The following is a 26,323-nucleotide window of genomic DNA, read 5'->3' as shown; positions in this document are numbered from 1 at the left end:
TGCTGATGCAGTTTGCTTATGTCCGGCATGCCCTGCGGTATATGCGAGGGGAAAACGGCGGCCTGATGGACAAGCTGCCGGGCCTGGGCAACATCCCCGACCACCTGAAGCAGCAGGTCAGCCAAGGCAAGGAAGTGCCGCGCATGATCGCCATCATCAGCTCGATGACCAAGAAGGAACGGCGCAACCCGAACCTGCTCAACGGCTCGCGCCGCGCGCGCATCGCCAAGGGCTCGGGCGTGACCCCAGCCGACGTCAACAAGCTCATGAAGCAGTACATGCAGATGGAGAAGATGATGAGCAAGATGGCCGGCGGCGGCATGAAGGGCATGATGCGCAGCATGAAGGGCATGATGGGCGCCATGGGCGGCCGCGGCATGCCGTTCCGTTGATGACGGCCGGCCTCCTCCGCACCCTGATGTAGCGCCCGAGCCTGTGCTCGGGCATCGTCGCGCAGGCGTCGCAACACGCCGCCGCGCAAGCTCGACTCTGCCCCCATCCTGCGCGCACCATGGGGGCCTGTCAGAAACGATGGGCCGTCATGCAGAGTTCCGCCGTATCTCCCCGCGCCGAGGCATTCTGCCGGCGCTTCCAGGTAGATGTTCCGATCCTGCTGGCGCCGATGGCCGGTGCCTGCCCGGTGCCGCTTTCCGCCGCGCTGGCCAATGCCGGCAGCATGGGGGCGATGGGTGCGGTGCTGTCGTCACCTGCCGATATCGGTCGTTGGATGGACGATTTCCGCGCCGCTTCGACCGGCGCGGCGCAGGTGAACCTGTGGGTGCCGGATCCGGCACCGACCCGCGATGTGGCCGCCGAGGCCGCAAGCCGCGCTTTCCTGGCGCAATGGGGCCCGGACGTGCCGGCCAGCGCTGCCGATGCCACGCCCGCTGATTTCGAAGAACAGTTCGCCGCGCTGTTGGCCGCGCGCCCGGCGGTGGCCTCGACCATCATGGGGGTGCTGCTGCCGCGCCACGTGCAGCAGCTGAAGGACGCCGGCATCGCCTGGATCGCCTGCGCGACCACGTTGGCTGAAGCGCGCGCCGCGCAGGATGCCGGTGCCGATGCGGTGGTGGCGCAGGGCGCCGAGGCAGGTGGCCATCGCGGCGCGTTCGATCCCAGCCTGGCCGAGCGCCAGCTGGTAGGCCTGTTCGCGCTGCTGCCGCGTTTGGCCGACCACCTGCAGATTCCAGTGATCGCCGCCGGTGGCATCGCCGATGGTCGCGGCATCGCTGCCGCGCTCACGTTGGGGGCCAGTGCCGTGCAGATCGGTACCGCCTTCCTGCGCACGCCCGAAGCGGCGATCGCCTCGGCGTGGGCCGACGGGCTGGCCACCAGCGAACCGGAAGACACCTGGCCGACCCGCGCGTTCAGCGGCCGCCTCGGTCGTGGCTTGGCCACGCCGTATGTGCGCGCGTCCGCCGCGGAAGGGGCCCCGATGCCGCGTCCGTACCCGGTGCAGCGCGGCCTGACCGCACCGATGCGCAGACAGGCGGCGCAGGAAAACCGCCTGGCGGCGATGCAGGCCTGGGCAGGGCAATCGGCGTGGATGGCGCAGGCACAGCCTGCCGCCGACGTGCTGCACGGCATGTGGGAACAGGCACAGGCACTGCTGCGATGACGGTGACCTGCAACGGCCAGTCGGCGCAGGTGGAGGACCTGTTGCCGGCGCTGGTGAACTACGGCCATTTCACCTCGCTGCAGGTGCGCGACCACGCCGTGCAGGGCCTGGACCTGCATCTGGCGCGGCTGTCGCAGGCCACGCGCGAACTGTTCGGCAGCGAACTGGATACGGCGCAGGTGCGGGGTTGGATGGCGCAGTCACTGCAGCAGGCCGGGCAGGCCGATGCCTCGCTGCGGGTGACGGTGTATTCGCGCCAGTTCGATTTCCGCAACCCGCTGGCAGCGGTGCCGGTGGATGTGCTGGTGGCGGTGTCCGCGCCGATGGCGCTGGTTGCACCGAAGCGGGTGCGCAGCGTGGCCTGGCAGCGCGAACTGCCGCATATCAAGCATGTGGGCACGTTCGGGCTGTTCGCCGAGCGTCGTGCGGCGATGGCGGCCGGCTTCGATGATGTGCTGTTCGTGTCGCCCACGGGCGGGATCAGTGAGGGCAGCACCTGGAACCTGGCCGTGCACGATGGCGAACGGCTGATCTGGCCGCAGGCCCCGGCCCTGCGCGGCACCGCCGAGGCGCTGCTGAAGCAGCATTGGCCGGGGGCGCAGGCCACGCAGCCGTTGCGGCTGGCCGATCTGGCAGGTGTGAAGGCGGCCTTTGCCTGCAATGCCAGTGGCCTGTGGGCGCTGGAGGCCATCGACGGGCAGGTGCTGCCGGGGTCGCAGGCCTTGGCTGAACAGGCCAGGGCGGTGCTGGCGGCGGTGCCGTGGCAGCCGCTTTCCTGAACGGGGCGCGCGGGCTGCCGGTTGCTGGGCACGAGCCGGCGCTACCTTGAAGCGTTGTAGCCGGTAGCGCCGGGCCATGCCCGGCGGATGCTTCCGCAGCGAACAACACTCAGGAGTTCCAATCAGATATGGGTACGGTCACCGAGCAGCATCGCGCGGTAGCGATGCACGCAATCAAGATCATGGGCGGTGAGGGACGGCCCAGGGTCCAGGCCTTCTACGATGATCACCGCCAGCGTTCGGTCGATATCCTCACGACGTTCAACTCTCCGGAAGCAGGGCTGACCTCGATCTCGTCCATCGGGCTGTCTGATTTTGTTTTACGTCATGCGGAGGGTCATGAACTGGAAACGCGCGTAGAGCTGTGCGCGTGTGCAGAACAAGATGCGCTGCATTGGGACAACGTCGTCGCCTCGACGGCCTTTGCAATCATGCGTGATCGTGTAGCGGTGCGACCCGGAAGTGTCATTCCCGACGTCCTGCAGGACTACTTCCCATCGACCCGGATGCCGCACGTCTATCTGGTGCCGCCCTTCTTCTGGAATGACGCCAGATTCCCGGAACTGAAGTTCCCGCCGGTGGCGATCAACTGGCTGCAGTGCATCGCCATCCACGAATCCGAGCGGCAGCTTGTCGAGCGGATTGGCAGCGACGCATTTGATGACCTGCTGCAGCAGCAGGAGATGGATGTGCTGGACATGCATCGGCCGCCTGTCATTGGAGCACTCTGACGTTATCGCCTTCGGAACGTCGGCGGGAGCAGCCGGATATCCATCACGTTGCTGAACGAAAATCGCCGGGCATGGCCCGGCGCTACCGTGAAGGCGGGCCACCCCTGGGGTTGGCTCCGGCGCACTCTGCCGCTATAATCACCCGCTTACCTCGCCATCCTGGCGACTGGGCAACAGGAAAAACACCATGGTCAAGATTCGACTGACCCGCGGCGGCGCCAAGAAGCGTCCGTTCTACCACATCATCGTGACCGACGTGCGCAGCGCGCGCGACGGCCGCAACATCGAGCGCGTTGGTTTCTACAACCCGGTCGCCCAGGGCGGCGAGAAGCGCATCGAGCTGGACCTGGCCCGCGTTGACCATTGGGTCAAGAACGGCGCCCAGCCGACCGAAAAGGTCCGCAACCTGATCAAGGAAGCGGCCAAGTCCCAGGCCGCTGCGGCCTGAGTCTGAAGGGCCACGCTTCGGCGTGGCCCTCTTGGTTGACGCAGATGAAAGATATCGAGCGCCGCATCCTGCTGGGCAGGGTTGTCGGCGCTTTTGGTGTGCGCGGCGAAATCAAGCTCGAGTCCTGGACCGAGCCTCGTTCCGCCATTTTCCGTTACCAGCCGTGGATCGTGCGCAGCCCGTCCGGCGTGGAAACCACGCTCGAAGGCGTGCGTGGCCGCGACAGCGGCAAGCACCTGGTCGCCCGGTTCCCCGGCGTCGATGACCGCGATGTCGTCGAAGCCATGCACGGCACCGAGATCTACGTGGCCCGCAGCGCGCTGCCGCCGCCGAAGCCCGATGAGTATTACTGGGTGGATCTGGAAGGCCTGGACGTGAAGACGACCGAGGGCGTTGCCCTGGGCCAGGTCTCGCACCTGTTCAGTACCGGCGCCAATGATGTGGTCGTGGTCCGTGGTGACCGTGAGCGGATGATTCCGTTCGTACAGCCGGATTTCGTCAGATCGGTCGACTTCGAGGCCAACCTGGTCGTGGTCGACTGGGATCCCGAGTTCTGAGTGTGAGCATGCGGTTCGACGTCATCACCCTGTTCCCCGAGTTCCTCGCCCAGTCCGCTGGGCTGGGCGTGGTCGGGCGCGCGCAGGAGAAAGGCCTTTTCAGCCTGCACGGCTGGAACCCCCGTGATTACGCCGAAGGCAACTACCGCCGGGTGGACGATCGTCCGTTCGGCGGTGGCCCGGGCATGGTGATGCTGATCGAGCCGCTGCAGGCCTGCCTGCAGGCGATCCGTGAGGCCGATCCGACCCCGGCGCGGGTGATCTACCTGAGCCCGCAGGGCGCGCCGCTGACCCAGGCCAAGGTGCGGGAACTGGCGGCACTGCCGCGCATGGTCCTGCTCTGCGGCCGCTACGAAGGCATCGACGAGCGCTTCCTGGAGGCCAACGTCGACGAGGAGATTTCCCTCGGCGATTACGTGCTTTCGGGTGGTGAACTGGGTGCCGCGGTCATCATCGATGCCGTGGCCCGCCTGCAGGACGGTGCCCTGAACGACGCCGAATCGGCGGCCCAGGACAGCTTCGAAGGTGAACTCGGCCTGCTCGACTGCCCGCATTACAGCCAGCCGGCCCAGCACCCGCTGGGTGACGTGCCGGATGTGCTGCGCTCGGGCAACCACGCGGCCATCGCCGCCTGGCGTCGCCAGCAGTCGCTGGTACGGACCGCCGAGCGGCGCCCGGACCTGCTGGATGAACAGGCGCTGGGCAAGGCTGACCGCAAACTGCTGGACCAGGCCCGCCTGGCCCGGAAACAGAAGGCCAGCCCCTAGCGCAGGGCTGGCTTTATCGGCTATTATGGCCAATTACGCCAGCCCCGGCTGGTGCGCGCAGTACCCACAACAAACGTGCAGCACAGTTCCGTGACTGCATGAGCCTACGTTGTCGACACGACACATCCACCCGAACAAGAATCGGTGTAACCCATGAGCAAGCTGAACAAGTCCATCGTCGCGGAGTTCGAATCCGCCCAGATCACCCGCGAACTGCCGAAGTTCAGCCAGGGCGACACCGTTGTCGTCAACGTGAAGGTGAAGGAAGGCAGCCGCGAGCGCGTGCAGGCCTACGAAGGCGTTGTGATCGCTACCAAGAATGCCGGCCTGAACTCCTCGTTCACCGTCCGCAAGATCTCGCACGGCTACGGCGTCGAGCGCGTCTTCCAGACCCACAGCGCCATCATCGACTCGGTCGAAGTGAAGCGTCGTGGTAAGGTCCGCGCCGGCAAGCTGTACTACCTGCGTGGCCTGGAAGGCAAGGCTGCCCGCATCAAGGAAGACCTGGCTGCCGCTGCTGCCGCCAAGGCTGCCCGTCTGGCCGAAAAGGCCTGATAAACAACTTCGGTTGTTGCCGCGACGGCCACCTTCGGGTGGCCGTTTGCGTTTGGGGCTTCGGATCGATCACGATCAGGGCATGAATCCAACCGTCTCGCGATACCCCTCCCGCATCCAGGCCGCGCTGCGGTACCTGGACGACCAGCGTCTGCCGCGCGCGCAGGCGGCCCCGCTGTTGCATCGCACATTGTGGAGGCTGGGCATCGCGTTGCCGCCGCCGATCATGGCCGGCTTCGCCACCAATGCGCTGATGCAGGGCCTGCTGTTCGGCGTGTTCTGGACAGGCCTGATCTGGGTGGTGCTGTGGCAGGGCAGTGACCGCTCGATGCCGCTGCTGCTGGCCGCGGGACTGCTGGCCGGTGTCCTGTTCGGGGTGGTGATGGCCGCGCTGATGCTGTCGCTGCGCAACAGCCGCAAGCTGCTGGAATGGAACCGGTTCGTGGCGACCCTGGCGGATGATCGACATCCATGAAGGGGCGACGCCCGATGCAACGGCGTTCGAGGCCTTGGTGCGTGCGGGCGGCCAAGCACAATGCAGAGAAGAAGAAACGGTAGTGCCGGCCGCTGGCCGGCATTCTTCTCACGTCTCACGCGCCCATGGATCATGAGGTTGCCGGCCAGCGGCCGGTACTACCGGGTCACGGCATCCGGGTCGGCCACCGGTGACGGCGGGCACGCTGGAATCTCCGACGGCGTTGCCAGCTCTTCGGCATGCACCGGCGCGGTGATCATCTTCGCCTTGCGCCAGCCGCCCCAGCGGTAATACGCCAGCGACAGCAGCATCGATACCAGCGAACCGGCCGGGAAGCTCCACCAGATGGCGTCGGCGCCCCAATACGGCTGCAGGAACTCGGCGAAGGGCACGCGCACGCCCCAAAGCGATGCCGCCAGAATCAGAAGCGGTGGCACGACCGCACCGGTGGAGCGCACCACGCCGGAAATGACGAAGCTGACGCCGAAGAACAGGAACGAACCGATCACGATGTGATTGAGGTGGCGGGCGATCTGCAGCGATTCGCTGCCCTGCGGCAGGAACAGCGCCAACGAATACTGGTCCAGCAGCACCAGTGGCAGGATCAACGCACCGGTCAGCAGGAAGTTGAACAGCACGCCCTGGCGCGCGGTGCCACGCACGCGGTCCCAACGCTGTGCACCGACGTTCTGCGCGGCCATCGACGAACACGCCGCGCCGATGGCCATCGCCGGCATCTGCACGTAGTTCCACAACTGCAGCGAAGCGCCATAGGCCGCACCGGTGGCCGTGCCGTACTGGTTCACCATGGTCATCAGCAGGATGACCGACAGCGAGATCAGCACCATCTGCAGGCCCATCGGCACACCTTTGACCACCAGCGCGCGCAGGATGGCCAGGTCAGGCTTGAACAGGTGCATGTCGGCGCGGCCCAGCCACAGCGTGTGCCGCTTGTGCCGCATGTACAGCAGCAGGCCGGTCAACGACAGCGTCTGCGACACCAGCGTGGCCCAGGCCGAACCGGCGATGCCCAGTGCTGGGAAGGGGCCCAGGCCGAAGATCAGCACCGGGTTCAGCGCGATATCCAGCACCACCGACACCAGCAGGAAGCGGAACGGGGTGCGCGAATCACCGGCACCGCGCAGGGCGGCGCTGAGGAAGGCGAATGCGTACAGCGTCGGCATCGCCAGGAAGATGATGCGCAGGTAGGCCTCGGCCAGCGGCAGCGAGGCGGCCGGCGTGCCCATCGCCGCCAGCAGCGGGTGCGCCATGAACCAGCCGGCGATGGCGATGATCACCGACAGGCCGATGAAGAAGGTAGCGCTGGTGCCGACCACGCGCCGTGCCTGCGCGATGTCGCGCGCGCCGATGGCCTGGCCAATCAGGATGGTGGAGGCCATGCCGAAGCCGAACACCGAACCGATCAGGAAGAACATGATGTTGTTGGCGTTGGCCGTGGCGGTCAGTGCCGCCTCGCCAAGGAAGCGGCCCACCCACACCGCATTCACCGAACCGTTCAGCGACTGGGCGATGTTGCCGGCCAGGATCGGCAGTGCGAACAGCAGCAGATTGCGGCCGATCGGGCCGGAGGTCAGGTCAAGCGGCGCTTTGGCCATGGGCTGGTGATCGATTCCCGGGAGGCGCACACTAGCATCAAGCCGGTTTGCGGGGTGTGGCAATGCATCAACGACAACAGCTGGCGCGGCACTGCGCGGGGGCCTTGATCGTGGCCACGCTGGCCGCATGTTCGACGGGTGACCGGCTGGGTGATGCCCAGGTGCGGCCCGCCGACCGCCCGGAGTGCCTGGTCGGCAACCAGCGCCAGGACCTGGCAGGCACGCCCACGTTGATGGGGGGCAGTGGCTGCCGCACCGACCCCGCCAACCCGCAACCCCTGAACAAGCGCACGGAGTAGTACCTGCCGATGTCCGAGCTTTCCCCGCTGTCGCCCAGTGTCCGCCTGGATATCTGGTTGTGGGCGGCCCGTTTCTACAAGACCCGCAGCTTGGCCAAGCAGGCCATTGAAACCGGCAAGGTGAGCGTGGCCGGCCAGCGCCCGAAATCCTCACGCGCGGTGCGCGTGGGCGAGCAGCTGCAGGTGGACCGCGGCGAGGAGCATTTCGAGATCCAGGTGCTGGGCATCAGCGACCAGCGTGGCCCGGCGCCGCTGGCGCAGCAGCTGTATGCCGAAAGCGACGCTTCCAAGGCGCGCCGCGCCGAGCAGCGGGCATTGCGCATCGCCGCCCGTGATGGATTCCAGCCGCCGGAGCACAGACCGGACAAGCGCGCACGGCGGTTGATCCGCGCGCTGGGTGATCTGGACGCGCTTTGATGGTAGCCGCCCACCTTGGTGGGCGTCATGCACCGCATGCCAACCAAGGTTGGCATCTACCTTGGGACCGCTCCGGTAGTCGCCCACCTTGGTGGGCGTTTTGCCGAATGCCAACCAGGGTTGGCATCTACCGGGGCATGACCGCGCGGCGCGCACTCAGCCATCGTTCGGTTTGCACCTCGCACGTTGGATCTTCTTTTTCATGGAAGACCCGCATGCCTCTCCGCCGTACTCTGCTGTGCCTGGCCCTCGCCACCGCCGCCCCGGCATTTGCCGCCGACATCCGCTTCTGGGATACGCCGCAGCGCGGCGGCAACAGTTTCAACGAGAACCCGCCGGACCGTGCCTACTTCCAGGCGCTGCGGGACACCGGCGCGACCTGGGTACGGCTGACCCCGGACAAGTGGAAAAGTGCTGGCGGCCTACAACCTCATCAACGAACCTGCATCCGAGTACGGCACGACGCTGGCCGAGCACGCGCCGCGCGCGGCGATGCAGCAGTGGTACGCCAGCGTGGAAGACGGTCCACGTGATCTGCGCGTGCTTTCCCGCAGGCTGATTGCCAGCGTGCGTGCGGTGGATGCGGACATGCCGCTGATGCTGGACGCCGGCTGGTATGCGGCGGCCGATGCCTTCGATTATTTGCAGCGGTTGCGGGACGGGGCGCGTTGAAACGTCAGCGGCTGCGGAGAGCGTGCGAACCAACGGTTCGCACCCACCAGAGCGGGGTAGCGCCGGGCCATGCCCGGCGACCACCCGCGTCACATCAACCGTGCAGGTCGTAGCGGTCCAGCTCCATTACACGGGTCCAGGCGGCGATGAAATCCTGCACGAACTTCTTCTCGCCATCGGCACTGGCGTACACCTCGGCCAGTGCGCGCAGCACCGCATTGGAACCGAACACCAGGTCGGCACGGGTGCCGGTCCAGCGTGCGCTGCCATCGCTACGGCCGCGGCCTTCGTAGCTTTCGCGGCCGGTGGCCATCCACTGCGTGCCCATGTCCAGCAGGTTGACGAAGAAGTCGTTGCTCAACGTGCCGGGGCGTGCAGTGAACACGCCGTGCTTGCCACCATCGGCGTTGGCACCGAGTACGCGCAGGCCGCCGACCAGTGCGGTCATTTCCGGCGCGGTCAGGGTCAGCAGCTGCGCCTTGTCGATCAGCAGCGCTTCGCCCGGCACGCTGTACGCACCCTTGAGGTAATTGCGGAAGCCATCGGCGGCCGGTTCCAGCACCGCGAACGATTCCACATCGGTCTGTTCCTGGCTGGCATCGGTGCGGCCCGGGGTGAATGGCACGCTGACCTCATGGCCACCGGCCTTGGCCGCCTGTTCGACGCCCACGCCACCAGCCAGCACGATCAGATCGGCCAGCGATACCTGCTTGCTGCCGCCGCCATTGAACTCGGCCTGCACCTTTTCAAGCGCAGCCAGCACCTTGGCCAGTTGCTGCGGCTGGTTCACCGCCCAATCCTTCTGCGGGGCCAGGCGGATGCGTGCGCCGTTGGCACCGCCGCGCTTGTCCGAGCCGCGGAAGGTCGAGGCCGAGGCCCACGCCGTGGACACCAGTTCGGACACGCTGAGGCCGGTCGCGGCGATCATCTGCTTCAGCGCGGCGATGTCCTTGGCATCGATCAGCGGGTGCTTGGCTTCCGGCAGCGGGTCCTGCCAGATGAACTCCTCGGTCGGGATTTCCGGACCCAGGTAACGCGCGCGCGGGCCCATGTCGCGGTGGGTCAGCTTGAACCAGGCGCGGGCGAAAGCATCGGCGAAGGCCTGTGGATTCTCGAGGAACTTCCGCGAGACCTTTTCGTAGGCCGGGTCCATGCGCAGCGACAGATCGGTGGTCAGCATGGTGGGGCGATGCTTCTTCGACGGATCGTGCGCGTCGGGGATGACCGCGTCGGCATTTTTGGCCACCCACTGGTGGGCGCCGGCCGGACTCTTGGTCAGTTCCCACTCGTTGCCGAACAGGATCTGGAAGAAGTCGTGGCTCCACTGCGCCGGGGTGCGCGTCCAGGTCACTTCCAGGCCGCTGGTGATGGTGTCGCCGCCCTTGCCGCTGCCAAAGCTGTTGGCCCAGCCCAGGCCCTGGCTTTCCAGCCCGGCCGCTTCGGGTTCCTTGCCGACGTTGTCGGCCGGGCCGGCGCCGTGGGTCTTGCCGAAGCTGTGGCCGCCGGCGATCAGGGCGACGGTTTCCTCATCGTCCATGGCCATGCGGCCGAAGGTGTCGCGGATGTCATGCGCGGCCAGTACCGGATCGGGGTTGCCGTCCGGGCCTTCCGGGTTCACGTAGATCAGGCCCATCTGCACGGCGGCCAGCGGGTTTTCCAGCTTGCGCGAATGCACATCGCCGTCGGCATCATCGTCGGACACCAGTACGCCGTGGTCTTCCTGCACGCCTTCGGAGCCGTGCTTGTAGCGCACGTCGCCGCCCAGCCAAGTGGTTTCGCGGCCCCAGTACACATCCTGGTCCGGTTCCCAGGTATCGGGGCGGCCGCCGGCGAAGCCCAGCGTCTTGAAGCCCATCGATTCCAGCGCGACGTTGCCGGTGAGGATGAGCAGGTCGGCCCAGGAAATGGCCTGGCCGTACTTCTGCTTGATCGGCCACAGCAGGCGGCGGGCCTTGTCCAGGCTGACGTTGTCCGGCCAGCTGTTGAGCGGAGCGAAGCGCTGCTGGCCGCGACCACCGCCACCGCGGCCATCGCCGATGCGGTAGGTGCCGGCGCTGTGCCAGGCCATGCGGATGAACAGGCCGCCGTAGTGGCCGAAGTCGGCCGGCCACCAGTCCTGCGAATCGGTCATCAGCGCTTTCAGGTCGGCCTTCAGCGCGGCATAGTCCAGGCCCTTGAAGGCGGTGGCGTAATCGAAGCCGGCATCGAGCGGATTGGAGCGGCTGGAGTGCTGGTTGAGCAGATCCACGCGCAGCTGGTCCGGCCACCAGTCGCGGTTGGTCGTCGCATCACCCACGACGGCGTGGTTGAACGGGCACTTGGCTTCGCTTTTCATGGGTGTCTACCTGTGGACTGGCGGAAGATGGAATCGGAAAGGCCTGACCACCATAGGTGGCACCTACTGATCGGTAAATTTGATTGATTCAACCGATGCGATAGTGGCTACCTATCAGGATCAGGGCTTGGACCGATGTGCGCGATCAACGCTTGAGCAGGCCCGCGCCGAGCTTGAGCAGATCGCTGGCGCCGAACTGGCCGTCGCCGTCCTGGTCGAGTGCGCCGCCGAGCACGCTGCCAAGGCCGCCGCCCGCGTGCTGGGTTTCCTGGCCAAGGGCGGAGCTGAGCTCACTGGCATTGCCCTGCTGGGCGAACCGCTGGGCCAGGAACGACATGACGATGGGGGCGAGGATGGCCAGCAGCTTGCTGGTGGTGCCGCTGTCCAGGCCGGTCTTCTGCCCGAGCAGTTCGGCCGCCTGCGGCTGCTGCCCGCCGAACACATGGCCCAGGATGCCGGCACCATCGGTGGCGCCGCTGCCGCCGCCGCCCATCACCGCACCGAGGATGCCGCCCAGGTCGAAGCCGCCGCCGCCGCTGTGGTCGCGCTGCAGGGCATTGAGCAGGGACTGTGCGCCCTGCGGCTCGCTGGCGTTCTGGCCCATCGCGCCCAGCAGCAGGGGCAGGGCACTGCCCACGGCTTGGGTGGTCTGGCTGCTGTCCAGGCCGAGCTGCTGGGATACCTGCTGCAGGCCTTGCCCCTGCTGCAGCTGCTGGAAAAGGGACGCGGCGAGGGATTGCGTATTCATGGCGGTCTCCGTTCAGTGGAAGAAGGACCGCCCGAGCATAACGCTGCGTGCACGACGGAAACGAGAAGGGCCGCCGAGCATGGGCTCGGCGCTACAGCGGTGCGCCGGATTCCCGGTAGAGCCGAGCCCACGCTCGGCTGCTCCTGACCTGCCGATGCCGTTACAACAGCGTCTTCAACCGGTACAGGGCTTCCAGCGCCTGCTTCGGGGTCAGCTCGTCCGGGTCGATGGCGGCAAGCGCTTCCTGCGCCTTGCTGGCCGGTGCGCTGAACAGACCGAATTGCTGCGGTGCATCCAGCGCCTGCGGCGAGACCGCGGCGGAATGGCTTTCGCCACCGCGCTGTTCCAGCTCGGCCAGGCGACGCCGCGCCTGCGCCACAGTCGCGCGCGGCAGGCCGGCCAGCGCGGCCACCTGCAGGCCGAAGCTGCGGTTGGCCGGGCCGTCCTTCACCGCGTGCATGAACACCAGGGCTTCGCCGTGCTCGACTGCATCCAGGTGCACGTTGGCGATGCCGCTGCGGCCCCCTTCGTACTGCTCGTCGGCCAGCGCGGTCAGTTCGAAGTAGTGGGTGGCGAACAGCGTGTAGCAGCGGTTCTGGTAGGCCAGGTGGCGGGCCACCGCATCGGCCAGGGCCAGGCCGTCGTAGGTGGACGTGCCGCGACCGATCTCATCCATCAGCACCAGCGAATGCGCGGTGGCGTGGTGCAGGATATAACTGGTCTCGGCCATTTCGACCATGAAGGTCGACTGCCCGCGTGCCAGATCGTCGCCAGCGCCGATGCGGGTGAGGATGCGGTCGATGGGGCCGATCAGCGCACGGCTGGCCGGCACGAAGCTGCCGATGTGGGCCAGCAGCACGATCAGCGCGTTCTGCCGCATGTAGGTCGATTTACCGCCCATGTTCGGGCCGGTGATGACCAGCATGCGACGGTCCGGGTGCAGGTCCAGATCGTTGGGTTCGAACGGCTGTTCGCGCACGGCCTCGACCACCGGATGGCGGCCGCGTTCGATCTTCAGGCAGGGCTCGGCCTGCAGTTCCGGCCGTGCCCAGTCCAGCGCCTGCGCGCGCTCGGCGAAGGCGGCCAGCACGTCCAGCTCGCTCAGTGCCGCAGCACACTGCTTCAGCGGTTCCAGCTGGCCGCCGAGGGTGTCCAGCAGCTGCTCGTAAAGGTACTTCTCGCGCGACAGCGAGCGGTCGCGCGCGGACAGCACTTTGTCCTCGAAGGCCTTCAGTTCCTCGGTGATGTAGCGCTCGGCATTGGTCAGCGTCTGCCGGCGCGTGTAATGCACGGGTGCGCGGTCGGACTGGCCCTTGCTGATTTCGATGTAGTAGCCATGCACGCGGTTGTAGCCGACTTTCAGGGTGGCGATGCCGCTGCTTTCGCGCTCGCGCTGTTCCAGGTCGACCAGGAACTGGTCGGCGTGGGTGGACAGGCGGCGCAGTTCATCCAGCTCGGCATCGAAGCCATCGGCCAGTACGCCGCCATCGCTCAGCTTCAGCGGCGGCATTTCGGTAATCGCGCTGGCCAGCAGGTGCGCGCACTCGTCTTGCTCGCCCAGTGCAGCGTGCAGGGCCCGCAGGCGCGGGGAATCCAGCGGCGCCAGCACCTCGCGCACGGCCGGCAGCAGGCCCAGGCCATCGCGCAGGGTGGAGAAATCGCGCGGGCGCGCCGAACGCAGCGCCACGCGGGTGAGGATGCGTTCCAGATCGCCCAGGCGACGGAACTGCTCGCGGATATCGGCGTCGCTGCCACGGTCGATCAGCGTTTCCACCGCATGGTGGCGCTGCACCAGCACATCCCGCAGGCGCAGCGGGCGATGCAGCCAGCGGCGCAGCAGGCGGCCGCCCATCGGCGTCACCGTGCTGTCGAGCACGCCCAGCAGCGTGTTGCGCGTGTCGCCGTCCACGCGCGTATCCAGTTCCAGATGACGGCGGGTGGCGGCATTCATCGCGATCGCCTCGCCGGCGGTCTCCATCGCGATGGACGTCAGGTGCGGCAGGCGCTGCTTCTGGGTTTCCTCGACATAGCCGAGCAGGGCGCCAGCGGCGGCAGTGGCACGCGGCTTGTCGTCGATGCCGAAACCGCTCAGGTCATGCAGCTTGAAGAAGGCCAGCAGCTGGCGGCGGCCGCTGTCCGCATCGAACAGCCATGGCGCACGGCGGCGCACGCCGGTGCGCTGGCGCAGGAACTCGGGCCAGCTCTCTTCGTCGGGCACCAGCAACTCGGCCGGTTCCAGCCGGGCCAGTTCGGCTTCCAGCGCGTCGTCGGTCTCCACCTCGTTGACCAGGAAGCGGCCACCGGCAAGGTCAGCCCAGGCCAGACCGTAGCCCTGCTTCGTGCGCGAAAGCGCCATCAGCAGGGTGTCGCGGCGCTCGTCCAGCAGCGCCTCGTCGGTGACCGTGCCGGGGGTGACGATGCGTACCACCTTGCGCTCGACCAGGCCCTTGGCCAGCGCCGGGTCGCCGATCTGTTCACAGATGGCCACCGATTCGCCCAGCGCGACCAGGCGGGCCAGGTAACCCTCGTAGGCATGCACCGGCACGCCGGCCATCGGGATGGGCGCGCCGCCGGAGCTGCCGCGCTGGGTGAGGGTGATGTCCAGCAGCCGCGCCGCCTTGCGGGCGTCGTCGTAGAACAGTTCGTAGAAGTCGCCCATGCGGAAGAACAGCAGCAGGTCCGGGTAATCGGACTTGGCTGCGAAGAACTGCTTCATCAGCGGGGTGTGTTCTGTAGAGGCCTTGGAGGGGCTGCTCTTTTGTTTTGAATCAGTGGCTTGCAAGGCGTCCGGTCTCGATGAGTGAGGGCGGGTTGCCGTCAAAAACGGCAAGTAACGGGGTTTTTTGTTGCGATGGTGTTGCGACGGCCGGTTGCTTGGGCAAAGATCGTGTTGCGACGCCAATCGGGACACGGACGATCATGCCAAAGAATGTTGCGACGGACCGCGCCACCAGGCGCGAGGTCACCAAGTTTAGTCTGACCCACCAGCAGGTGATGGAGCTTTCGGTTCGCCGCATCCCTGCGTCAGGGGGCGCAGGCAAGCGCGCCAAGCTGGTTGAGCGACCGGCGGAGCAGGGCGATAAGGGCTGGCGCGCTGCGCCGACTTGGAGCACAAAGAAGCCACCCTCACCTTTGACGACGGGAACGGGTTCTATCTCTTGGATTGCGAATCGCTCGGTGGACGGCTTCTACCGCCTTTTCGCGCTGGACCAGCGCGGCCAAGGGCTATGAGCTCGATGGCGCAGGCTTTGCGGTACTGTGATGCGCATCACGCTATCGGTAAACTGCTCACGCGCCAAGGTAGGCGCTATCAGGGGCATCATGAAAAAAATCTTTCTTCCATTCAGCTTCTTGCTGCTGTCAGGCTGTGCCACGTTTGCGCCAGTGCCCCCGCGGCAGGTGGCTTTGACCACCACTTTCGATGCCAGCGAAGTGTCTTGGTTCTCCGAAAAGGGCATCGGGGCCATCAACGGCCAAGCATTTTTCCAGACTCGCGGTGGCCAGCCCAGGACCTGCGCGGGGTTGGAGATCTCTTTGCAGCCCAAGTCCGACTACGGTCGCGAGCGATTGATCGCGCTCTATGGAAGTGCCGAGGCTGGGTTCTCCACGATGGCCTCCGCGAACGTGCAGTTCACCCCCGACAGTGCCGACTACAAGCAGGCGCGTAAGACATCAATTTGCGATGCCCAGGGCAACTTCAGTTTTACCGGACTGCCGGCAGGGGAGTACTTTCTGACCACCGCCATCATGTGGACCGTGCCTGGGCAAGAGTTCATGCCCCCGCAAGGAGGACTGCTGATGCAGAGCGTCAAGCTTACCGATGGGGAATCCGCACGCGTCATCATGACCCGTTGAGGTCAGACTGGCTGACGGAGGCCAAACCTTCAGCCAGTGGTTGAGCGGAACAAGGTGGACCGGCTGGGGGCCTGATCGGTGCCCAGCCAGCCTAGGGAGCATGCCTGACACTTCGTCCGAAGGGCCCAACGGCGTCGAATTGTTCGGTCAAAGTCTGCAGGCCCTGCTGCAGGGCAGCGTTGCAGGCGAACGTCTGGCGGCCGACATGGGCATCGGCCACTCCTGCAAGAACCATGAGCCAAGCCACGGGCAGCGCTTGGGGGCCAGATGAGTGGCAGTATTCGTTCGCTGCCCATACTCCAACGCTTTGATGTATCCACGATGCGCTTCAAGATCGACTTCGCAGGCATGCCGTCGCGCTGCCAGCTGTTCTGTGGTCGGGTCCATGGTGGGGCTCGACAGGAGGGAGGTCAGGTCCGATAGTGGCAGAAAGCCGCTAAACCTTAGCCATGAGCATTCTCAACGTTCTACTGAGCTCAGACCAGCTGGTCGTGACCGTGGATACATGGGCCGAGGACGCGCTCAGCGGCCAGCGGTCGCACGGCGCGAAGCTGCTCCTTATCCCTCAGCACCAGTTGTTGTTGGCAACCCGTGGGTCAGCTCAGTTATTTCTTCGCATCTACCAACTGGCCTTGGAGGCGAGCTTCCGTGCCGACTTCACAATGGAGCAATTGACTGTTGAAATTGGACGCGTGATCGATCAGCTTTGGCCCAACTACGTAAAAGCCGTGGAGGCGGCTGGCTTGCCGATCAAAATGTGCACCACCGAGTTGGTCCTGGGAGGATGGTCGCCTAAACACGGACGGATGATGGCCACGGCCTATGCCAAACATGATGTGACCATCCCAGCGGTAGTCCAGCCGATCACAGGGCAGCTGGCATCGCCCGGCGATCCACTGAAGCAATGGCCGCCCAGCATGGCCACTCAGGAGCTGCTGGTTGCAGGGCGGCTGCAGGCGCAATACCTCAACGCCAGCATGGGACGGACAGTCGCCGGCGGAAGGTTGCTTCTAGGGTTCCTCAAGCCAGGACAGGCGGTTCTAAAAGACTTGGGCGCTCTCTAGACCACGGAGGGGGGCTGCGCCTAGAGGCGGCACACGTCACGGACGTGCCGACAGTCCAGGGCATCTCCGTGTCTGAAGCCACTGGATCAAAAATCAAAGGGCATGTTGGCCGGCATCGATCCTTGCCATCTGGCAAGCTCCCTTGCTGTAGGGAGGGCGAGGCCTGTATCCACGAACAACGTTCAACGAAAAATTCTTAAAAGTGACGACAGGGTGTGGTCGGAAATGGCTGAGGTAAACGAGTACAAGGCTGCAGCGATGGTCGGGATGTCGCCGGAGTTGCTCCGGTGGTTGACCAAGTACGCCCCAAAGTCCGGGGATACGAAAAAGTTGCTGAAAAAGCGTGTCGAAGGAGAGATCTTCTACTTTGATGCGGAGGAAGTCACCTCCTTTAATCAGTGGCTCATGGAGCCTTGGCCCTCAAAAGATGGCCAGCGGCCTGGAATTCCTGCTGGCATCTTGACGGAGATTCGGGTTGAAGCGAACGGGGCTTGTGCTCTGTGTTGTGCTTACGGCGATACTTGTGAGGCAGCGCACATCGACCCCGTGTCAAAGTCCAAGAATAACCACCCCGGCAATCTCATATGGCTCTGCGCTAATCACCACACTGCGTTCGACAAGGGATACTTGGGGCCTCATCCAGATGATCAGCCCTTTGTGCCGACCCTGAAGGCCAACCTCCATCGCGCAAAGAAGGCCAACTGGAGTGTTCAAGGGGATATTTCTGAGCGATTGGCTGCGATCATGAACGCCTGCGTGTCCTTGGAGAAGGACTTGCCAGTGGCACACACCCAGCAACAGCGTGATGCGTTAAATACCATCGCTGGTCGTTTGGTGGGCGCGGTGAAGGCTTGTCCGGTCTCCAAGGCGGACAAGACCTACCAAGTCTTTCAGAAGCTCACCGATGGTTTGGAGCAAGTCAGCTCTCAGTCGGTCAGCGGCCAAGTGGATTCAGAAAAGCTGCTCAACGTGGTCCGGCAGCATCACGAGGAAGTGAAGCTGGCAGCCGGGTTGGTCACTTGCCCATTGTGCGAGGGTGTAGGGGAATACAACGATTACGACTGTCCTGTTTGCGATTCTTCTGGCGCTGTGTCCGAGGATGAGGAATTCGATCTGTCGCCTTTTCAGTTGGTGCCTTGCAAGTTGTGCCAATCGACAGGGTATTGGGACGGAGGCGATTGCCCGGTTTGCCATGGAGATGCGAAGCTGGAGCAACGATTCTCCGATCGCGTCGATGTCAGAGAGTTCACTGAGATCGATTGTCCGCTCTGCGAGGGAGGAAGGTACTACGACGGGAACGAGTGTCCGGTGTGTCAAGGCGATGGCAAGATCGAGGCGCGGCACGTCCAGGGGCTCGACCTTACGTCGTATGAGATCGTGCCCTGTCCCCTCTGTGCAGGTCACGGGTCCTGGGACGGTGAAAACTGCCCGGTTTGCCACGGTGAAGGTCAAGGTCAAAGCCGATACTTTGATCGGGTTGATCGGCGCCGCTTCGAGAAGGTGAATTGTCCGCTGTGCGGTGGACGGGGGGTCTATGAGGGCTCGGATTGCCACCCCTGCCAGAACTCTGGGAGCGTTGAGCGGCGTGACGTCGAACACATTCATCTGAAAGACTACGAGATCGTGACATGTCGTTCGTGTGGTGGAGCGGGAGAAGTGAACGATCGTCGTTGCCTCAACTGCGGCGGACAAGGCGAGGCCCAGCGGCGGTTCTTTTCATCCCGATGACGGCGATGGCACGACTGGGATATTCCTTGTCGTGTCGTCCTTCGCATGAGCAAGGGTCTTCATGAGCTTGTTAGGAAACAGCAAGTCGTGGCGACTAGGGCGTTCACCCATAGGGATGCCCAGGAGGTCCAAGCCTTGCGCCTTCCGACGCAAGGCCCGGTTTCATTGTGGTACCTTGCCGGATCACTGCGGGACGAGCTGGCCTTCCGACATCCGTACCCAAGGCGTGCGTAGAGCCGGCAGCAGCGATCGCCTCGGAAGGCAGCCTGAGTCGAAGAGGAAACTGCGGAGGATCTGGTTGAACTTGTCAGGCGCCTCGATTGGTGGGAGTCACCAGCGCCTTCCATGGTGCTGTAAAGAGTATGTACATCCCGGGTTGCACCCGCGCCTGACTACTACAGGCCCTACGGCCTGAATGCCTCTCTGCTTTTCCAAGAGCACATGCTCAGGAAAAGGAGCGCGATCAGCGCTCCAGTCTCACACGCAACCTCCTGGCCCGCTCCTTGAACGCGGCCTCTCCTCCTTCGAGGATGTCGCACACCGCCTTTCGGATGGCCGCCGACTCGAGCCCACCAGACACATACGTGATGCGAGGCAGCCCCCCAGACCCGTCGTGCTCGGACTGGGCGATGATGACCTGATCAGCGTCGGTGTTGATCACCAGATTTGCGTTGTGCGTCACCATGATCACTTGCCGGGTGGCCTTGGCCTGGACGAACAGCGAAACAAGCTCATCAAATACCGATTTTGGATCCAAGTTCTCTTCGGGCTGATCAATGATGAGAGGGCGGTCGTCGGCCTCATCCAGAGCAAGGTAGAGCAAGAGGAGGACGATGCCACGGGTGCCCGGCGACAGCTTCCTGATGTCGATGTTGTCGTAAGTGATCTCGTAGCGCACACGCAAGTGGTCGGTACTAAAGAGCCACCGAGCAAACCGCTTGAACCATGCCCGTGCCTCGTCCGTGTCCGCAGGATCGTACGGGGCGTGATCAAGCAGGTTCCTTGAATGCGCGGTGATGAACGAGGACATGGCTGCGCGGACGTCAGCTGCTGATCCCGTCTCCCAAGCAACCAAGAAGAACTCGCGTGCCGTCTTGGTGAGGGCCCCGACACCGTAGAACGGACCTGCCTTGCGGCGATCCAGCAACTCCTCCTCTGCCTCAGCGGCCCAGGTGTCGACATCTGCAATGCGGCGTACCGCCAAGCCGAGCTTGGCCAACGTTCCAGAAGAGGAGGCGAGACGGCCCAGGAGCGGGGAGTAGAGCTGTTCCAAGGCGTCTTGCTCGTTGATGACTGCCTGGAAGGCGCGCTCATACGCATCCTCTCGCTCGACCTGTAGGAGCTTGCGGCGGGCGTGCGCGCCTTGGGCATCCACAAGGCGCTGCTGAATCCCGTTGAGCGCGGTCTGCTCCTGGCTGATGCGATTCGTTAGCGCCGTGTATTGCTTTTGCGTCAACTGATCGGCAGTAAAGAACGCCGAAAGCCGACCCAGTTCTGCCTCAAGTAGAGCCATTGGCAGTGTGTCGAGGGCAGTGCCGTCGGCGATGTAAGAGACGTTTGGGTCGTGGGGGACCGGCGGCACCCCGGCCAACTTTGCAATCTCACCATCGGCCCAGGCAAGGTAGCCCTGCAGATCCTGATCCACGCTGCCCTTGTGGACAAGCAGGAAGGCCTGCCACTGCGCATCATCCATGCCGCTGGCAGTGTGTCGAGCACGCAGTTGCCGAAGAAGCTCCGGGGAACCGTTAGCACGAGTGGAAGCCACTTCGTTCTGAAGCGACACGAAGGACTGGCGCTGATTGTTGAAGTTCTGAATCTTTGTCTTCAACGCCTGGGCGGCCTCGCTGAGCTCGGTGTGGCGGTCGAGCACCGCTTTGGTGTCTCGGAGTGTGAGCTTTGCACGATCGGCGACGTAGCCTTCGATGATCTTTGTCTTCTGCTCGACTTGAGCGGCCAACGCCTTGATAGTGGCCTCCTTCTCCAACTCGACTGACACCGCGTCGGAGATCTGTGAGATCGCCAGTTCCTCTCGATCACGGGACTGCCTGAAGAGCAACGTCTTCTGATCGCGAAGCTCAGCAAAGCTGCCTGCGAAGTGGGTTTCGCTGGGCTCGTGAGATTGGAATACCACCCGTTCTATCTCTTCTATCAAGCCGTCTGAGGCTCCAGAGGCCGAGCAGAGTTCCTCCACGAACTGCTGAGAGAGGTAGCGTGCCTTGGGGAAAAACACGCCCTCAGGGCGAGAGCCAAGCGGGCGCTGGTCTTTCGAGCCGCCGCCCCACGTCAGCTCAACCTGCGCGTTGCCAAGAAGGGCTCTGGCTCGTACCAAGAAGGAGGCACTGGCATTCTCGTTGGCGGTCCAACCATCCAGAGGAATGGCGTCGCAGCCTGCGGCGATAATGTCGGCCAACGCCGTCTTTCCAGAACCACGCGAGCCGATGATGGCAACCAGCCCTGGATTCAAGGGGATCGCGGGTGTCTGGAACCCGGGGGCGCCTTGAATGCTGACATGGGAGATGGTCTGAGACGGCATGGCGGACTTGGGCGGGGTCTCGCCCACGTAAGCACGGCCTTCCGGATTGATGCAGGCTTGGCGAAGGGCGTCGAACGACGCTTCGCCTTTGATCCACGAGTAACGGTTGCCCATGGGCTGACCCACAGCGGCCAAGGTGTGCGCGTCGCTGCCATGAAGGCATGGCTTGCAAGCGCCGTAGTGCGTGGCAATGTCGGCTTTGCTCAGTGCTTTCTGACCGAGCCAGAATTCACGGTCAGAGGGCTTGCTGGAGAAAACGATGTGGGCGAACGTTTCAATGGACCGCCGTACCGTCGTATCGGAGGCTTGGTTCAGGCCGCTGGTCCCGTCGTTGGAGCCTGCAGCGACGGCAACGAGAATGTTGGCCTGCGCCCATGCACTGTCGCCATATGCCTGACGAAGGTCATCAAAGTTAACCCTGAATTGGGTCGCCCCGTGGCTAAGTGCCGCTTTGTCGTCAAGGATGGCCGGGTTGGCTTTTTTTCCAAGTCGGATGAGATCAGCTCGGCTGCAGCTGAACCTGTCTGCATACGCTGAGAACGTCAGCTGGCTGAGGAATCGGGCGGCCTCTTGGGCATGATCAGGGTCACTGGGATTGATCAGCAGGTGAAGGTTTACATAGCCAGACTTCGCGTGGACGTCCAGTCGAACTTCGATGTTTGGAAAGACAAGTGTGACGTTCGCCAAGCGCCCTTTTGCCCGTCGTCTGCACACTTCCTCGTAGCTGTCCAGCAGGTAGTAGTCCGTGATGCCAATCGCGTCCAGAGGAGGCAAGGAGGCCTCCAGTGCATCCAGATAGGCATCCCATGACTCCGACCCAAACTGATCGTTGAGCACTGTCCCCGGCGTGTGGATATGCGGGTCCCATCGCCGCCACTCAGAACCTTGATTCATCCTTTTCCCCCTGTTTGGCCACTCCGGGCCTCTGCTGCGGATGATAGCGCCTGGCCAAGCGCTGTGAACGCTTTAGGCCATGGGAGGGGGCGTCGCCTGATTAGGGCACAGGCCACGTTCGAGACAAGGGGGGAGGGGCTGGGGCTGATCCCTCGGGCGAGAGAAGGGGACGGGATCACCTCTCCCCGAGATCGGTGACCGTTGCACAGAAAAAAGGGGCAGGTGCCCCTGTCCCCGAGACCGCCAGAAGGCTCGTGCCTAGGATCGTTAGCACTTCCACTGACAAGGCAACACGATGGCTCTCTCCTTCAAGGAACTGCTCTTCACCACCCTCCACCACCGCCACCTGGCGATTGTCGGCTTGGCCCAAGCCGGTGGAACCGTTCGTCAGATCGCCGACGATACGGGGCTTGGAAGGACGACGGTCTACCGTGTTCTGAAAAGCGTCGGTAAGTCGCCGGGGTGTGGTTACGGCATGAGGCAGTTCCTCATCGAGGGCATTCTGTGGGATACCGATGGGCGCGTGATCAGGCGGCTGCCCGCCATGGGAACGGTTCTTCTGGACGAGTTGGACGTGGAGGACCTGGATCAGGAAGAGGCGGAGTACAAGGCCCTCAACGTCTTCAGTGATCACCACGGCTACTGCATCCAGAACTGCCACGTCACGGAGGTGACCCATGGCTAGTTTTCCTTGCTCGCATGTCAATACATCGCGCTTGGTCAGCTGGCTGGCCGGTGATGCAGAGGAAGCTGCACAGAACAACGAAGAGCTGCGCGCGCTGATGGAGAGCATCGGTGCGCCGACGTCCGAGAGTGGGTAGATCCTGGGGGACGGCTTTCGGGTGGGAGTTCGGCGACGGCCGTGGTCTGGCAAGGGCATGAAGCTGCGATCTGCCAGACTGCCCGCGCGCTCATCCGTTGCCCTGATCAATCCCCGCTGAGTCGTGGATTTTAAGCACCGAAGTCATCCGGGGCCATTTGACGCAGCGGGTTGCCAAGTTTTCCGCTTTCAAAGTGCCCTTGCGGGCACCTCCAGACAGAGTTACCCCTGTGCCGGCAACAGCTGCCGGCGCACCATCCACAGGTTGGACAGCGCGAACAGGGTGAGCACCTGCGCGGTGTTCTTGGCCAGGCCGCGATAGCGCACCTTGGTGTAACCGAACTGCCGCTTGATCACCCGGAAGGGATGCTCGACCTTCGCGCGCAGACTGGCTTTGCAGCTCTCCCAGCGCTCAACCTGTCTGCGCTCACGCGCGTTGCCAATCGCCTTGACCTTCGAGCGCTTGGCGGCGATGAAAAACGTAGCGCTGCAGTCGGACAGCTCAATGCGCTTGTCCGCGCCGGTGTAGCCGCTGTCGCCGAACACACAGTCTTCCTTGCCGTGCAGCAGCTCATGGGTGACCGTCACGTCGCCTACATTGGCGGCTGTGCACGTCACGTGGTGCACCAGACCGGAGAACTCATCCACGCCGATGTGCGCCTTCATGCCGAAATACCACTGGTTTCCCTTGCGGGTCTGGTGCATCTCAGGGTCGCGCGCTTTGTCGGCATTCTTGGTCGAGCTGGGCGCATGAATGATCGTCGCATCTACGATCGTGCCCGCGCGCAGGCTCTGGCCCTTGCGGGCAAGGTGCGCGTTCACCGCTTCGAGCATCTTTGCCGCCAGGCCGTGCTTCTCCAAAAGACGACGGAAGTTGAGGATCGTGGTCTCATCCGGGATTGCATCGAGCCCGCTGAGCCGGGCGAACAGCCGCATTGAAACGATCTCATGCAAAGCCTCTTCCATGCCTGGATCGCTCAATGCATACCACTGCTGCAGCAGGTGGATGCGCAGCATCGTCTCCATCGAGTACGGCTGCCGACCCACACGGCCAGGGCGCGGGTAATGCGGCTCGATCTGGGCCAGCAGCGCCTTCCACGGCACCACCTGTTCCATCTCGGCCAGGAAGATCTCGCGACGGGTCTGCTTACGCTTGCCCAGGCCCTCGGCGTCGCCGAACGTCAGCTGCATGGATGGCTCCTCAACATGTGCCGCTATTGTCTATCAAGCTGCCGGCCAGCGGCCGGCACTACCGGGGAATTGTTCAGAGCATCCCTAATGGGCCACGTCACCACTCGCGCAGCGACGATTGCGCAACCTAAGCCTACCGGCGTCGGCACCGCCTTGGCACTCCTGCGATTCCTGTTCCATGCCATGTCGGGGTTGGGAGCCGCCAAGCTGGGGTGGGAGATGGTCACCGACCCCAAGGCCCGGCTTTCGGACATCGCCCTCGGCGCGCCGCTGTGCTTGGCCCCTGCGGCGATTGCTGCGACTTGGGCGCTTTGCCTCTTTGGCATTGCCCAGCACCACCAGCTCTTTTGAGGCCCGAAGCCCTGACAACAACGGAGGACACCGATCGTGCGAAAACTCTTCAATAAGCTGCTCAACATCGCCCTTTTGGGCATTGCCCTGTTCGCCCTGGATCAAGTGCCGGAGCGCCTGGATCGCATGACGAGAACCGTCCAGAACCTTGCTCAGCAGGTGAACTATTCTGGACCCATGGCGGGCATCCCTTCGGGTATTCCAGAAGGCTACGAGTTCTGATGAGTCGTCACTGCAGACCGCGAGGGCTGCGCTACGCACCGGGCTTTTTTGGCCGCCCATACTTGATATCGGTGATGCCGCCGTCCGGCATCATGTCGAGGGAGGCAAAGTCTTCAGGTGGATAGAAGAGAGATGTATTTGGTTTGAATGCGTCGATGCGCCGGTGATGGCCAAGGACAAGTGTAATGAGCAGCAGCGCCGCGATGGCGTCAATGCAGTTGCGTAGGGTGGCTTTCTTGAGTGCGTTCTCTTCGTCGTGCTTGGTGCTGTTATAGGCTTTCCACCAAACTGGAGTCTTCGTGTTTGCCCATGCTTTCCATGGCTCACTTTCGAGGCTGTACCGTGGGATTGTGACCTTGGCATGGATGAGGCTAGGGTCGGATTTCGTCAGTGTCATCATGATGCCACGGATATTTTCCACCTTTTTCCCGACAATAGATGAAATGGTTTTCCCGACGATCTCTATTTGCGAGCAGCTGGCCAACAGAAGTCGAGACAGTTCTATCGAATAGGTGGACATGTTGTCATCATGAATCTCGACGAATCTCGCTATCCTGATCAAGTCTTCCTCTAGCGCAATGTATTGGTGCCAGTGGTGGCTGTTGCGCTCAAGGTTGAGGGCCATAAATTCCCAATTCGCAGGTTCAAGTTCGTTAGAAAGTATGCCGTTTTTTTGCCGTTACTCGCGGCAGGTGGGCTAGCCCCTAGCCTTGATGGCGCGAATGCACTCGTCGCGTCGCTCCGGCGACATTTGGGTCAAGGTGTTTAGGAGGTCTGTCAATTTCTCCTGTTCGCCTTCGTGTTGCTTGCCGATAAGCTCGATGGCAGCAGCCATCCCCTCAGACGAGGCGACCAAGTACGCCGCTGGCACATCCAAGGCCTCGGCGAGTTTGAAGAGCGCTTCCAGACTGATCGACATCGCCCCCGACTCGTATCGGGAGATTCGTGCAGATGCAGTGTCTTTGTCCAAGCCCATTCGGATCCCCACTTCGCGCTGGCTCAAGCCCCTCAGCTCACGGGCTTGGCGCAGGCGCGCGGCCACGATTGCCCGGGGGGCGGGCGGGGCAGCGGTCATGGGCTGAACGGATGCAGTGCAGGCATGCGATCAGGATGACGTAAGCCCTACGCCCCGGGTAGACTCTACGTTACACGTAAGTCGTGGGCAACCCAAAGCGAGGAGCAGGGCATGAAGCGTTGGACACCCGTGCCCGCCATGAGCGGCGTTGGAAGAAGGAAGAGGAGCCTTTGTCCTGCCATGCAGGCATGGTTCGCACGCTATACGGTCGACCGGATGAACACCGAACTTCACCGACACCATCCGGCGTTCGTTCAATCCCCACGGCACATCGCCGAGTGGGCTTGAAGCAAGGGCCGGCGGCTGCTCGCCGCCGAAGAGCGTAAAGCGTCCGCCAACCCGGTGTTCGCCTCGATATGCGCGCGGATGATTCTTCGATTGGAAGCAATGACGTTGGGCCAGCGCGCCTCCCATGAGCGGTACGCTTGCCACGAATAGCCTATGTACTTCTCTCGCCTCATTGTAGTCATGGAGCTTAGACTCAACTTCCAAGTGCAACACTCGACAATCGCGTAGGCTGCAGGCATGGGAAAGCATTACAGTCATCTGAGCTCGGAAGAGCGAGCCGTGTTG

The 26,323-nt window shown here is 63.7% G+C and carries 26 protein-coding genes and 1 pseudogene; 19 read left to right on the top strand and 8 right to left on the bottom strand.

Annotated elements, in window-relative coordinates; translation table 11 throughout:
- The 9 genes and pseudogenes from ACQKDV_RS08980 to ACQKDV_RS08940 all read left to right on the top strand — a co-directional run.
- Positions 1 to 392 (top strand): annotated as a pseudogene (locus ACQKDV_RS08980) (signal recognition particle protein); the annotation flags it as partial.
- A gap of 149 nt (positions 393 to 541) precedes the next feature.
- Positions 542 to 1,618: an NAD(P)H-dependent flavin oxidoreductase gene (locus ACQKDV_RS08975; RefSeq protein WP_427783412.1), complete on the top strand. Its 1,077-nt coding sequence runs from the start codon at positions 542 to 544 to the stop codon at positions 1,616 to 1,618.
- The gene (locus ACQKDV_RS08970; protein ID WP_427783411.1) at positions 1,615 to 2,397 is read left to right on the top strand and encodes an aminotransferase class IV family protein; all 783 of its coding nucleotides are present in this window, start codon (positions 1,615 to 1,617) and stop codon (positions 2,395 to 2,397) included. Before ACQKDV_RS08975 ends, ACQKDV_RS08970 begins: the two co-directional genes overlap by 4 nt.
- Positions 2,398 to 2,525: 128 nt before the next feature.
- Positions 2,526 to 3,128 (top strand): suppressor of fused domain protein, encoded by a 603-nt coding sequence (locus tag ACQKDV_RS08965; RefSeq protein WP_427783410.1) that lies wholly within the window; start codon positions 2,526 to 2,528, stop codon positions 3,126 to 3,128.
- A gap of 187 nt (positions 3,129 to 3,315) precedes the next feature.
- Positions 3,316 to 3,576 (top strand): 30S ribosomal protein S16, encoded by a 261-nt coding sequence (rpsP, locus tag ACQKDV_RS08960; RefSeq protein WP_004149033.1) that lies wholly within the window; start codon positions 3,316 to 3,318, stop codon positions 3,574 to 3,576.
- Positions 3,577 to 3,620: 44 nt separating this feature from the next.
- Positions 3,621 to 4,133, top strand: a complete 513-nt coding sequence (rimM, locus tag ACQKDV_RS08955; protein ID WP_427783409.1) for a ribosome maturation factor RimM — start codon at positions 3,621 to 3,623, stop codon at positions 4,131 to 4,133.
- 8 nt (positions 4,134 to 4,141) lie between these two features.
- Complete coding sequence (trmD, locus tag ACQKDV_RS08950) at positions 4,142 to 4,900, top strand: tRNA (guanosine(37)-N1)-methyltransferase TrmD (RefSeq protein WP_427783408.1); 759 nt, start codon at positions 4,142 to 4,144, stop codon at positions 4,898 to 4,900.
- Between the two features lie 153 nt (positions 4,901 to 5,053).
- Positions 5,054 to 5,455: a 50S ribosomal protein L19 gene (rplS, locus tag ACQKDV_RS08945; protein ID WP_005408597.1), complete on the top strand. Its 402-nt coding sequence runs from the start codon at positions 5,054 to 5,056 to the stop codon at positions 5,453 to 5,455.
- Between the two features lie 82 nt (positions 5,456 to 5,537).
- Positions 5,538 to 5,930 carry a DUF6404 family protein gene (locus tag ACQKDV_RS08940; protein ID WP_427783407.1) on the top strand — a complete coding sequence of 131 codons (393 nt, stop codon included), beginning with the start codon at positions 5,538 to 5,540 and terminating at the stop codon, positions 5,928 to 5,930.
- Positions 5,931 to 6,088: 158 nt separating this feature from the next.
- Here the strand turns inward: ACQKDV_RS08940 and ACQKDV_RS08935 are convergent, their stop codons facing one another.
- Positions 6,089 to 7,546 carry an MATE family efflux transporter gene (locus ACQKDV_RS08935; RefSeq protein ID WP_427783406.1) on the bottom strand — a complete coding sequence of 486 codons (1,458 nt, stop codon included), beginning with the start codon at positions 7,544 to 7,546 and terminating at the stop codon, positions 6,089 to 6,091.
- Positions 7,547 to 7,608: 62 nt separating this feature from the next.
- Here ACQKDV_RS08935 and ACQKDV_RS08930 point away from each other — a divergent pair, with 62 nt between their 5' ends.
- From ACQKDV_RS08930 to ACQKDV_RS08920, 3 genes are all read left to right on the top strand, one after another.
- The gene (locus ACQKDV_RS08930; RefSeq protein ID WP_427783405.1) at positions 7,609 to 7,845 is read left to right on the top strand and encodes a hypothetical protein; all 237 of its coding nucleotides are present in this window, start codon (positions 7,609 to 7,611) and stop codon (positions 7,843 to 7,845) included.
- A 9-nt stretch (positions 7,846 to 7,854) separates the two neighbouring features.
- Positions 7,855 to 8,262, top strand: coding sequence for an RNA-binding S4 domain-containing protein (locus ACQKDV_RS08925; RefSeq protein ID WP_427783404.1), 408 nt, complete (start codon positions 7,855 to 7,857; stop codon positions 8,260 to 8,262).
- A gap of 411 nt (positions 8,263 to 8,673) precedes the next feature.
- Entirely contained in the window at positions 8,674 to 8,934 is a 261-nt protein-coding gene (locus ACQKDV_RS08920; RefSeq protein ID WP_427783403.1) for a hypothetical protein, read from the top strand.
- A 94-nt stretch (positions 8,935 to 9,028) separates the two neighbouring features.
- On the opposite strand, the gene katG is transcribed toward ACQKDV_RS08920, so the two are convergent.
- The 3 genes from katG to mutS form a co-directional block, all read right to left on the bottom strand.
- Positions 9,029 to 11,269: a catalase/peroxidase HPI gene (katG, locus tag ACQKDV_RS08915; protein WP_427783402.1), complete on the bottom strand. Its 2,241-nt coding sequence runs from the start codon at positions 11,267 to 11,269 to the stop codon at positions 9,029 to 9,031.
- 145 nt (positions 11,270 to 11,414) lie between these two features.
- Positions 11,415 to 12,017, bottom strand: a complete 603-nt coding sequence (locus tag ACQKDV_RS08910) for a DUF937 domain-containing protein (protein WP_427783401.1) — start codon at positions 12,015 to 12,017, stop codon at positions 11,415 to 11,417.
- Positions 12,018 to 12,177: 160 nt separating this feature from the next.
- Positions 12,178 to 14,733, bottom strand: a complete 2,556-nt coding sequence (gene mutS, locus ACQKDV_RS08905) for a DNA mismatch repair protein MutS (RefSeq protein WP_427783400.1) — start codon at positions 14,731 to 14,733, stop codon at positions 12,178 to 12,180.
- 605 nt (positions 14,734 to 15,338) lie between these two features.
- On the opposite strand from mutS, the gene ACQKDV_RS08900 reads away from it, so the two are divergent.
- From ACQKDV_RS08900 to ACQKDV_RS08890, 3 genes are all read left to right on the top strand, one after another.
- Entirely contained in the window at positions 15,339 to 15,872 is a 534-nt protein-coding gene (locus ACQKDV_RS08900) for a hypothetical protein (RefSeq protein ID WP_427783399.1), read from the top strand.
- 449 nt (positions 15,873 to 16,321) lie between these two features.
- A complete protein-coding gene (locus ACQKDV_RS08895; RefSeq protein WP_427783398.1) occupies positions 16,322 to 16,936 on the top strand; it encodes a hypothetical protein in 615 nt (204 codons plus the stop codon).
- Between the two features lie 225 nt (positions 16,937 to 17,161).
- Complete coding sequence (locus ACQKDV_RS08890) at positions 17,162 to 18,664, top strand: HNH endonuclease (protein ID WP_427783397.1); 1,503 nt, start codon at positions 17,162 to 17,164, stop codon at positions 18,662 to 18,664.
- 463 nt (positions 18,665 to 19,127) lie between these two features.
- On the opposite strand, the gene ACQKDV_RS08885 is transcribed toward ACQKDV_RS08890, so the two are convergent.
- A complete protein-coding gene (locus tag ACQKDV_RS08885) occupies positions 19,128 to 22,091 on the bottom strand; it encodes a TrlF family AAA-like ATPase (protein WP_427783396.1) in 2,964 nt (987 codons plus the stop codon).
- Positions 22,092 to 22,386: 295 nt separating this feature from the next.
- Between ACQKDV_RS08885 and ACQKDV_RS08880 the strand changes: the two genes are divergently transcribed.
- Together ACQKDV_RS08880 and ACQKDV_RS08875 are read left to right on the top strand one after the other, a co-directional pair.
- Positions 22,387 to 22,776: a helix-turn-helix domain-containing protein gene (locus ACQKDV_RS08880; RefSeq protein WP_427783395.1), complete on the top strand. Its 390-nt coding sequence runs from the start codon at positions 22,387 to 22,389 to the stop codon at positions 22,774 to 22,776.
- The gene (locus ACQKDV_RS08875) at positions 22,769 to 22,912 is read left to right on the top strand and encodes a hypothetical protein (protein ID WP_427783394.1); all 144 of its coding nucleotides are present in this window, start codon (positions 22,769 to 22,771) and stop codon (positions 22,910 to 22,912) included. Before ACQKDV_RS08880 ends, ACQKDV_RS08875 begins: the two co-directional genes overlap by 8 nt.
- A 221-nt stretch (positions 22,913 to 23,133) precedes the next feature.
- Here ACQKDV_RS08875 and ACQKDV_RS08870 read toward each other — a convergent pair whose 3' ends face one another.
- Positions 23,134 to 24,102, bottom strand: coding sequence for an IS5 family transposase (locus tag ACQKDV_RS08870; RefSeq protein WP_427783393.1), 969 nt, complete (start codon positions 24,100 to 24,102; stop codon positions 23,134 to 23,136).
- Between the two features lie 87 nt (positions 24,103 to 24,189).
- On the opposite strand from ACQKDV_RS08870, the gene ACQKDV_RS08865 reads away from it, so the two are divergent.
- Both ACQKDV_RS08865 and ACQKDV_RS08860 read left to right on the top strand, forming a co-directional pair.
- Positions 24,190 to 24,453 carry a hypothetical protein gene (locus ACQKDV_RS08865; protein ID WP_427783392.1) on the top strand — a complete coding sequence of 88 codons (264 nt, stop codon included), beginning with the start codon at positions 24,190 to 24,192 and terminating at the stop codon, positions 24,451 to 24,453.
- Between the two features lie 36 nt (positions 24,454 to 24,489).
- Complete coding sequence (locus ACQKDV_RS08860) at positions 24,490 to 24,675, top strand: hypothetical protein (RefSeq protein ID WP_427783391.1); 186 nt, start codon at positions 24,490 to 24,492, stop codon at positions 24,673 to 24,675.
- Between the two features lie 31 nt (positions 24,676 to 24,706).
- Here the strand turns inward: ACQKDV_RS08860 and ACQKDV_RS08855 are convergent, their stop codons facing one another.
- Both ACQKDV_RS08855 and ACQKDV_RS08850 read right to left on the bottom strand, forming a co-directional pair.
- On the bottom strand, positions 24,707 to 25,195 hold the full coding sequence (locus ACQKDV_RS08855; RefSeq protein WP_427783390.1) for a hypothetical protein: 489 nt from the start codon (positions 25,193 to 25,195) through the stop codon (positions 24,707 to 24,709).
- Between the two features lie 177 nt (positions 25,196 to 25,372).
- Positions 25,373 to 25,750: a helix-turn-helix domain-containing protein gene (locus ACQKDV_RS08850; protein WP_427783389.1), complete on the bottom strand. Its 378-nt coding sequence runs from the start codon at positions 25,748 to 25,750 to the stop codon at positions 25,373 to 25,375.
- Positions 25,751 to 26,323: the final 573 nt, after the last annotated feature.

This window comes from Stenotrophomonas sp. NPDC077659, from assembly GCF_050268705.1.
GTDB lineage: Bacteria > Pseudomonadota > Gammaproteobacteria > Xanthomonadales > Xanthomonadaceae > Stenotrophomonas.
The sequence above is the reverse complement of the archived record's forward strand: the minus strand, read 5'-3'. Positions and strand labels throughout refer to the sequence as shown.